Genomic DNA, 8,343 nt, shown 5'->3' with positions numbered 1-8,343 from the left:
GCTGATGATCACTGCACGAGACGCGTTCCCCACCACCTGACCATGATCACCCATCCAAGGCTCGACGTCTCGCCGCCTACCGTGCACGAGCTCGTAAGGCTTGTCCCGCAAATAGTCTTCGAGTTGGTGCGGATGCGGCCGGTCCTGTTCAGACTGCTCGGTCAACCAGCGAGGGCGAGGTTGTGCAGCCTGGCAATGCCGCTCATGGCTTGGTGTACGCCGTCGCCCTTGAGACGGCAGTCGCGGAGGATCTTCCAGGTCTTCATGCGGGCGAAGGCGTGCTCGACGCGGGCACGGACCTTGCGGTGCGAGGTGTTGTGTTCTTCTTTCCAGGCGGGCAGTTCGCTCTGCCCGGGGTCGCGGCGGTGCGGGATGATCAGTCCGGTGCCTCGGTAGCCGCCGTCAGCTATCACCGTTGTGTTCCTGACGGCGTCCTTCGCGCCGGACAGCGCCCATGCCTTGCAGTCGTTGCGGTTGCCGGGCAGGGGCCGGCCGACCACGACGACGAGCCGGGTGTCGGCGTCGATGACGACCTGGTGGTTGGTGGAGTACCTGTAGTTCTTGGATTGCTCGGCCACCGTGTGGTCGCGGGTGGGGACCAGGGTTCCATCCACGATGAGCACGGTGCCCTTGCGGAAGCGTTTGCGGGGCTGGAGTGCGAGCAGGGGGCCAATGTGGTTGATGATGCGGTCGGCCGCGGACTTGGAGACGCCGAATAACGGGGCGAGCTGGCGCAGTGTCAAGTTGGTGCGCCAGTACGCGGCGACCAGCAGCACCCGGTCCTCCAATGGCAGGCTCCACGGCCGGCCTCTGCGGACCGAGTCCGCGCCTTCACGCCGCAGCATCGTCACCAACTTGCCGAAGCAGCGCGTGCTCAGCCCGGTGAACGGGGCTATCCAGGACGGCTGTGACGCCGTGATCACACCAGTCACGGGCGAGATCCTCACACGGCTCCCGCCGGTACTGGCACGCTGATCACTTGCTGGAAAGACGCAGATCCCCGGACGCGGCCGGAGTCGAAGGTGATCTCAAGCGCGAGCCGGCCGGTGTCCGGGTCCGCTTCTTCGCGTACCGCCCGTACCGTTGATGACCCTCTTTGAAGGTTGTCCACCCCCGGCTCGGGGGTGGACAGACCTGCTCGTATTGGTCCCCAGTCTGCAGTGCTTGCTGGGGTGCCCCTTGCGTTCACTGGCCTTCGCGGTCACGCAGCTGCTGCTGGGAACCAACGGCATGCCGGCCCCCAGGTCTCCGGCATCCGGGCGACGGCCATCACCGTGGGCTCCTGGGCCGTGTAGAGCGTCCGTGGCCAGGGAGACCGCTACGGCGTCCCGGCCTCGGGAGTCCGTCAGGTGTGACTGCCCGGGCCGGGACGCGCTGGGGCTCCTACCGGACCGAGGCTGGGGCCCCGAGGCCGCCGTACAGCGTGTTGTACCAGCCGGAGTACGCGATTGCGGCGGCGGCTGCTGCTGCCGGGCTGGCGGCCGAGGGCGCGCTCGACGAGCTGGACGAGCTGCTGGAAGAACTGGACGAGCTGCTCAAGGCGCTCGATGCGGCTCCGGCCGCCGTCGAGACGGCCTGGCTGATGATTCCTGCGTTGAAAGAGATGCCAAATTGGACGTCACTGCCCAAGTCGGTCGGGACGTCGGCGGGCGCGGCCATGGGCGGGGCGAGCGGGGCGGCGCCGGCGGGCGCGGCGGCCGAGCCCAGCACGGCGATGGCAAGAACGAGAGGTGCGCTGATGACGCGCATGTTGATCTTCACATCCGGATTGAACGTCCTGGGGCGGATGAGGTTACGTTGCTGCCCCGGATGGCTGCTCCCATGCGAGTGGGTCCGCCCGAGTGTCGCCCAGGTCCACGGGCGGGGCGAGCTGTCCAGGGTGGGTGCGTAGCCGCCGTAGGCGCCTTCGGGCCGGACCGGGGCTCCGCACCGTGCAGGTGCCACGACGCAAGCACTCGTTCAAGACGCCGCCCGACCAGGTAATCAGGACGTACACCGGCCCCGTGCAGCGGGCACTCGTTCAACCGCTTCGACTCCACCCAGCGACCGTACCGTCAGGCAAAGCACCAGCTCACGCGCCAATACGGGACAAGCCTTAGGAAGTACGCCATGCAGTCCTGAGCGCCCCTGCGGCGACGGCAGGGCTGATGCGTTCTCAGGGTGAGACAAAGCAGGTCGAGCGCGTGCGTTACCGCGCATCGGCGCCACCACCCCGCGCGCCATCGCTCGCTTGCCCTCTCGTACCCCCTGATCCGTTCGCGGTGGCTGTCGCTCGCAGCCGTCGTGCCGAGGCGCCGTTCGTATGCCCGGTCACCCCACTGCCTCCGGCGGACCGTTTCCTCTTTGCGGTGTACGGGTGGATCACACGGACACCGGCAGCGGAGCTGCGGACCGGGCGGCTCCCTTCGGTTGTATGTGCGTCGTCCGCACAACCTCCTAGGCCCCTGGTTCCGGGGGCCTGCTTACCCATGGGGAGAGCCATGTTCCGAGGAACCTTGCGCAAGTCCGTCGTCCTCGGCGGTGCCGGTCTGATCGCTGCCACGGCCGCCGCCGGAATCGCCTACGCCGTCGCCGACAACGCCTACGCCCCGCACTCGCAGGCCGCCGTCTCCGTCGCTCCCGACGGGACCATCCTCAAGGCATACGGCATCGAATCCGTCACTCGCCCCACGGTCGGCGAGTACTGCATCAAGGTCAAGGACGCTGAGGTCAAGAAGGCAGAGTCCATCCCGGTGGCCACGCTCACCGGCGGCTGGTCCGACCACTACATCCGTGTCGAGTGGGGCACCCCGTGCGGCAGCGACGACGACGTCTTCTCCGTGACGACGCGCCGCACCACCGGCAACGCGAGCACCGACGCGCCGTTCCACTGGGTCCTCCCCTAAGCGCAACACCCCTTCCCCCCGCCCTACCCGCGCCATGAGGAGACCCATGTTCAACAACCGCCGCACCCGCATCGCCGCCCTGGTCACGGGCGCCGTCACCGTCTGCGCCGCGACCGCGGCCACCGTAGCCTTCGCGTCCACTCCCGGCCCCGCCCGCGCCCCGTACTCGCAGGCAGCCGGCCTGATCGAATACAACGGCACCATCTCCCAGAACAAGGGCATCGCCGGAGTCACCAAGCCCGCGGACGGCATCAACTGCATCAAGTTCACCGAACCCCGGATCGACCCGCAGAAGGTCGTGCCCAACGCCACGATCGCCGCGATGGGATCGGCCAGCGGCGCGCCCGGCGCCACCCCCAACGGCAGCACGCTCATGATCCGCACCGACCCGTTCGAGTCCTGTGGCAACGACCCTGACACGATCACGGTCATCACCGTCAACGGCGACAAGGAGTACGCGAACCTGCCGTTCTACTTCACCATCGGCTAACCGGCCGTGCCATACCCGGAGCGCGCACGGATCTCCTCCCGGATTTCACGATGACGATGGCGTCCGTGCGGGCATGCACGCCTCGACGGGCAGAACCGTAGGACGGGATGTCGGCGTTCCCCGGTGTGGCAGCGCGATCAGAGTGCCTGACGGGACGGTTCTACCGCGAAAGCGGTGGGGCCGCCAAAGTCACCGGCAGCCCCTTACCCCGCATCCGCCTCACTCGGAAGTACGCCACACAGGCTTGAGCAGCTCGTAGTCGAACGCCTTGTTCCCCTTGCCGCCGGGGACGGCCACAACGGCTACGAGCGCATCCTTTATGGCCTTGCGCTTCTGCGTCAGCGTCTTGCCCTTGAACGACGCGGCGATGTCGGCCTCTGCGGACTCGGCCTCCGCCTTCAACGCTTCGTTCTTCGCCTGGTCGGCCCGTAGCTCCTTGATGCGCCGCTCGATCACCGGAAGGTTCCGGAAGAACGCCTCGTCGTCGATGTCGGTGTCTTCGTCGTCGTGCCACCGGCGCTCCAGCTCCTTGCGGCTGCGGATGGCACGTTCGAGGGCTTCGGCCTTGTCCCAGTCGGGCACGTCGCGGGACTTGCTGGCGGCGTCCTTCTCCAGCTTGGCGATGACCACGTCCACCACGAACCTGTCGGTCTCGTCGCCCCGCTTGTACGTCTTGTTGCAGCCCCCGTCGACGGTCTTCTTGCACATGTAGGCGTGCTTGTACTTCAACCAGTCGTTCGCCTTGATGCCGATCATCTTGTTGTTGCAGACGGTCCCGTCCTCCAGGACGTGGCCGCACCTGAGGATGCCGGTCAGCAGGTACTTGTGCACCAGACCGCCCGTCGGCACGCCCGCCCCTCGCCCCCGCTCGCGGATCGTGTTGGTCACGGCGTACCAGTCCTTGGGAGTGACGATCGCCTCCCACTCGCCGACCACGGGGTTGTCGTCCCCGTCGCGGACGAGCTCACCCTTGATCTCCCGGTAGCCGCAGAGTCGCGGGTTCATCAGTACCTGCTTGACGGTCTGGTACTGGAAGGGGTTGCCCCGGCTCGTGATGAACTCGGCCTCCTTCCACTGACGGGTGATCTCGGAGATGGACGCCCCCGCGATCACGTCCTTGACGGCCTGGCGGATCGCGTCGGCCTCCTTCGGGCGGAGCGTGACCTTGTCGTCCTCCCAGCCGAACGGGCGCCACGCAGAGACGGCCAGGCCGCGAACCGCCCGGTTGCGGTGGCTGTTGCGTGAGCGGCGCTGCTTCTTCCTCGTCTCGCTGAGCGACATGGCCACGCCCACGAGGCCCTTGATCTCGAACCCCTCGGCGTAGAGATCCTGACTGCCGTTCGAGTCGTGGTAGACGCGGCCTTCGTGCGCCGTGAACGCCTTCAGGTACCGCTCCCAGTCGCTCGGCCGGCGGTAGAGGCGGTCGTCGTTCACGGCCATCACGCCATGGATGGGGTAGCCCTCGGGCGTGTGGCCGGCCTTCAAGTCGGTGATGAGCTGCTCGAAGTCGTCGCGAACGACGCTCTCCTTGCTCGCGCTCTTGTCGTTGTCGGTGTACCGGTAGACCACCAGCCAGTTGAACGCGCGGGCGTTCTCGCCCATCTCGCGGTGCTGGTCCTCGATGCCGTGGGCGTCCTTGACCCGTCCGTCGAACGAGATGCGCGCGTAGCAGACGACGCATTTGAGCGTGGGGTCCGCGGCGAGCATCGCTCGAACCTCGTCCACGGTCGGCGTGCCTTCTGGTACCCCTCGCAACCTGCTGACGAGCTCTTCGCGCTTCTCCATCGGCGGCCCCCCTCGGGTCTCGTGCGGCTGTCTGTCCACGACCCTAGACCATATGGATACTCTGCTAATGCTCTGTTCGATGAAGATCTCCCAGGACATCCGCCGTGAGCACGGCGGCACGCAGCAGGAGATCGAGGCCGGCATGGCGGAGAAGTCGAAGGAGTTCGCGGCCTCCGGCAACCGGGTCTACCTGCCGCTGGCCGAGTCGTAACGAGCGGCGGCTCCCCATGACCCGCCGGGCCTCAGGGCGTCGGCGGGTCCGGTGGGGCGGTGGCGGCGAGGGCGGCTTGGAGGAAGGGGAGGATGCCGCGTTCCAGGAGGGCGCGGCGCCAGGCTTCGCGGGCGCGGGTGAGTTCGTCGTCCGCCGGGGCCGTTCCGTTCGCCGCGGCCGGTCTGTTGCGCAGGGCGGTCAGGAGGAGGCCGGTGCCCGCGCTGAGCAGGCCGGCGGCGGCGAGGGCGGCGAAGACGAGGCCGGCCGTGAGCAGGGTCTCGCCGAACACGACCGTGGGGGCGAGGGCGTGCAGGACCGCCCCGACAAGCAGGAGTATCGCGGCGGCGGTGCCCGCGAGGACGGGCACCATCACGGTGACGATGGCGACGACTCCGGCGCCCGTACCGGGGTCGGCCACGGGTATGCGGGTGTCGACGGCCGCGCGGTTCTGCTCGCGGACCTTCACGAAGTGGTCGTACTCGCTCGCCGCCGCGGTGGTGACCAGCGCTGTCGCGTTCAGTGTCATGGCGCGTAGCTGCGCGACCGTGAGTCGTGTTCCGACTCCGTCGAGATCCGGACGTGCGTGTGCGGTGCTCAGTGCGTCGTCGAGGAGCCGCTCGTACTCGGCGCGGTCCTCGGTCAGCAGGTGCGGAGCCACGTTCATGTGCATCCCCCGATGCTCCGTAGGCCCGGATCAGCCGTGGGAAACGGTCGGTTGGGCGGAAACGGAGGAGAGCCTGCTACGGATGACCCGATGGTATTGCGGTGACGCCACGGCCTGACAGGGTGTTTCCGGAAATCGACTTCCCCGGATGCGCAGGGTTATGCGTCAGCCGTTCAGGGGGAGTTGGACGACCAGTAGCTTTCCGGCCATGGTCACGCCGCCGTCCATGGCGATCGCGAGACCGTCGGCGTACACGTGCGGTCCGTCGACGACCGGGCCCCCGCCGTCCTCGCCGTCCTCCGTGCCGACCTGGCCGAGGAGGTACGGGATGGGGCTGTGGCCGTGCACGATCCGGCGGCCGCCGTAGGTGGAGAGCAGCTCCTGGACGGCCTGCGGCCCGCCGTCGTCGCGGAACGCGAAGCGTTTGGTGAACTTCCGGAAGAGGTCCCAGACCTCGTCGGCGTCGTTCCGGTTGAGGACCTCGTGGACCGTCTCGTTGACGTCCTCGATCGTCTGGCCGTATTCGAGGTACGCGGTGGTGTCGGAGTGCACGAGGAGGTGGTCGTCCTCGCGGACCACGGCGTCCAGCCGGGACATCCACTGGAGGTGGACGTCCTGGAGCCGGTCCATGTCGTGCTTCTGGCCGCCGTTGAGCAGCCAGGCGGCCTGGAAGGTGGCGGTGCCCGCGCCGGAGTTGACGGGCGTGTCGCCGAAGCGCTTGGCGCCGATGAGCAGCAGCTCGTGGTTGCCCATGAGGGCCTTGCAGTAGCCGCCCGCGGCGGCGGCCTCGGCGGAGAGGCGCATCACGAGGTCGATGACGCCGATGCCGTCGGGTCCGCGGTCGGTGAAGTCGCCGAGGAACCAGAGCCGGGCGTTGCCCGCGGACCAGCTGCCGTTCTCGTCGATGAGGCCCTGGGCGCGCAGCGCGGCGATGAGCTCGTCGAGGTAGCCGTGGACGTCGCCGACGACGTAGAGGGGGCCGGGGCCGTCGCCGTTCCCGGGAGCCGGGGCGGGGGCCGGCTGCTCGGAGGCGACCGAGACCTGGACGGTGTCGCCGCGGTTGATGACCGGGAGGTCGCGCTCGGTCGGGGTGTATCCCTCGGGCTCACCCTCGGGGAAGGCGTTGCCGGGGTGGCCGGTGGCGACGGAGACGATGGAGGAGCCGGTCGTGGAGGTGGTGTACGACGGGGCGAGGCGGTGACCCAGGTGGAGGGTCGGAGCGGCGGGCATCGGCGCGGACACGGGCGGTGGGGACACGGGCGGTGGCGTCACGGGCGGTGCCGTCACCGGTGCGGCCGGGGCGGTGGGTGCGGGTGCCTGCGGCGCGGGGGGGACGGGCTGGGCTGCCGGCGCGGCCGGGCCGGCGGGCGCCGGGGGAGCCGCCGGGGCGGCGGGTGCCGCGGGAGCCACCGGGCCAGTCACCGGGGCGGCAGGTGCGGGCGGTGTCGGTGCGGCCGGGGGCGGCTCGATCGGTGACGCCGCGGCCTGCGGGGTCGGCATCGGGACGGCCTCGACCGGTGAAGGGGCGACCGGGGGCATGTGCGCCGCGGACGCGGGGTGTTCGACGGCGGTCAGGCGCTCGCTGGGTGCGGGCTCGACCGCCGGAGCCGGTGCCGCTTCCTCCGGGGAGAGGGGCTCGGCGGCATGGCCCTGCACGGGCACGCGGGCGTACGGCGGTACGCGGAAGTCACGCAATGTCGCCGTGCGTACCACGGGCTCCTGACCGGCCCCCTGAGTCATCGACCCCTCCACCACCGTCGCGATGCCCTGCACATCGCGGACCGGCCTGGTCGGGGTGGTCCGCGGTGTCGTCCGCCCATCATAGGAATGAGGGTCCTCCTGTGTGACGCACCAGGGGTGGTGAATCCGGGTCCACTCCGGGTTCACCGGTTGTTTCGCCCGAATTGAGAAGGTCCAGTCCAGGGTCGAGGCCGGTACGGTCACCGGTTTCGCCGCCCCTGCCCACGGGCAGGGGCGGGGACGGCGGGTCGGATGACGGCGGGTTCGGGCGCCGCCGCCCGTGGTGTCAGTCCTTCGCGGGTGAGCGCGGCGGGCTGACCGTGGTGCGCGGCGAGCGCCGCTGCGAGGAGGTGCGGACGATGAGTTCGGTCGGTATCACCTGCTCGACCGGTCCGTCGGTGTCGATCCCCTCGATGGCGTCGATGAGGAGCTGGACGACGGCCGTGCCGATCCTGCGGGGCTTGAGGGAGAGCGTCGTGATGGGTGGTTCGGTGGTGGCGTAGACGGTGGATTCGCTGCAGCAGACGATCAGGAGGTCGTCGGGGACGCGTAGTCCGTAGCGGCGGGC

The 8,343-nt window shown here is 69.1% G+C and carries 9 protein-coding genes; 4 read left to right on the top strand and 5 right to left on the bottom strand.

Annotated elements, in window-relative coordinates; translation table 11 throughout:
- Nucleotides 1-161: 161 nt before the first annotated feature.
- The gene (locus tag ACWGN5_RS41285; protein ID WP_453524029.1) at nucleotides 162-932 is read right to left on the bottom strand and encodes a transposase; all 771 of its coding nucleotides are present in this window, start codon (nucleotides 930-932) and stop codon (nucleotides 162-164) included.
- 491 nt (nucleotides 933-1,423) lie between these two features.
- Here ACWGN5_RS41285 and ACWGN5_RS41280 point away from each other — a divergent pair, with 491 nt between their 5' ends.
- The 3 genes from ACWGN5_RS41280 to ACWGN5_RS41270 all read left to right on the top strand — a co-directional run bounded on the left by ACWGN5_RS41280 (nucleotide 1,424) and on the right by ACWGN5_RS41270 (nucleotide 3,375).
- Nucleotides 1,424-1,891: a hypothetical protein gene (locus ACWGN5_RS41280; RefSeq protein ID WP_453524026.1), complete on the top strand. Its 468-nt coding sequence runs from the start codon at nucleotides 1,424-1,426 to the stop codon at nucleotides 1,889-1,891.
- 589 nt (nucleotides 1,892-2,480) lie between these two features.
- The gene (locus tag ACWGN5_RS41275; RefSeq protein ID WP_453524023.1) at nucleotides 2,481-2,885 is read left to right on the top strand and encodes a hypothetical protein; all 405 of its coding nucleotides are present in this window, start codon (nucleotides 2,481-2,483) and stop codon (nucleotides 2,883-2,885) included.
- Nucleotides 2,886-2,931: 46 nt separating this feature from the next.
- A complete protein-coding gene (locus tag ACWGN5_RS41270; RefSeq protein ID WP_453524021.1) occupies nucleotides 2,932-3,375 on the top strand; it encodes a hypothetical protein in 444 nt (147 codons plus the stop codon).
- Between the two features lie 219 nt (nucleotides 3,376-3,594).
- Here ACWGN5_RS41270 and ACWGN5_RS41265 read toward each other — a convergent pair whose 3' ends face one another.
- On the bottom strand, nucleotides 3,595-5,259 hold the full coding sequence (locus tag ACWGN5_RS41265; RefSeq protein WP_453524018.1) for a recombinase family protein: 1,665 nt from the start codon (nucleotides 5,257-5,259) through the stop codon (nucleotides 3,595-3,597).
- Between ACWGN5_RS41265 and ACWGN5_RS41260 the strand changes: the two genes are divergently transcribed.
- Nucleotides 5,240-5,371, top strand: a complete 132-nt coding sequence (locus ACWGN5_RS41260; protein ID WP_453524034.1) for a hypothetical protein — start codon at nucleotides 5,240-5,242, stop codon at nucleotides 5,369-5,371. The genes ACWGN5_RS41265 and ACWGN5_RS41260 overlap by 20 nt on opposite strands.
- A gap of 31 nt (nucleotides 5,372-5,402) precedes the next feature.
- On the opposite strand, the gene ACWGN5_RS41255 is transcribed toward ACWGN5_RS41260, so the two are convergent.
- The 3 genes from ACWGN5_RS41255 to ACWGN5_RS41245 all read right to left on the bottom strand — a co-directional run.
- Nucleotides 5,403-6,041, bottom strand: a complete 639-nt coding sequence (locus tag ACWGN5_RS41255; RefSeq protein WP_453524015.1) for a hypothetical protein — start codon at nucleotides 6,039-6,041, stop codon at nucleotides 5,403-5,405.
- Nucleotides 6,042-6,200: 159 nt separating this feature from the next.
- Nucleotides 6,201-7,574: a metallophosphoesterase gene (locus tag ACWGN5_RS41250; RefSeq protein WP_453524031.1), complete on the bottom strand. Its 1,374-nt coding sequence runs from the start codon at nucleotides 7,572-7,574 to the stop codon at nucleotides 6,201-6,203.
- A gap of 487 nt (nucleotides 7,575-8,061) precedes the next feature.
- Nucleotides 8,062-8,343 (bottom strand): substrate-binding domain-containing protein (locus ACWGN5_RS41245; RefSeq protein ID WP_453524012.1); only part of this gene is annotated, 282 nt, incomplete at its 5' end.

It is taken from the genome of Streptomyces sp. NPDC055815 (genome assembly GCF_053616475.1).
Note: the sequence above shows the minus strand (reverse complement) of the source record. Positions and strands in the feature narration are given on the sequence as shown.

What these genes read in the sequence shown, in the direction of transcription:
- ACWGN5_RS41275 (WP_453524023.1), top strand. Translation starts at nt 2,481, where the DNA reads ATGTTCCGAGGAACCTTGCGCAAGTCCGTCGTCCTCGGCGGTGCCGGT.
- ACWGN5_RS41270 (WP_453524021.1), top strand. Translation starts at nt 2,932, where the DNA reads ATGTTCAACAACCGCCGCACCCGCATCGCCGCCCTGGTCACGGGCGCC.
- ACWGN5_RS41260 (WP_453524034.1), top strand. Translation starts at nt 5,240, where the DNA reads ATGAAGATCTCCCAGGACATCCGCCGTGAGCACGGCGGCACGCAGCAG.
- ACWGN5_RS41265 (WP_453524018.1), bottom strand. Translation starts at nt 5,259, where the DNA reads ATGTCCTGGGAGATCTTCATCGAACAGAGCATTAGCAGAGTATCCATA.
- ACWGN5_RS41255 (WP_453524015.1), bottom strand. Translation starts at nt 6,041, where the DNA reads ATGCACATGAACGTGGCTCCGCACCTGCTGACCGAGGACCGCGCCGAG.
- ACWGN5_RS41250 (WP_453524031.1), bottom strand. Translation starts at nt 7,574, where the DNA reads ATGCCCCCGGTCGCCCCTTCACCGGTCGAGGCCGTCCCGATGCCGACC.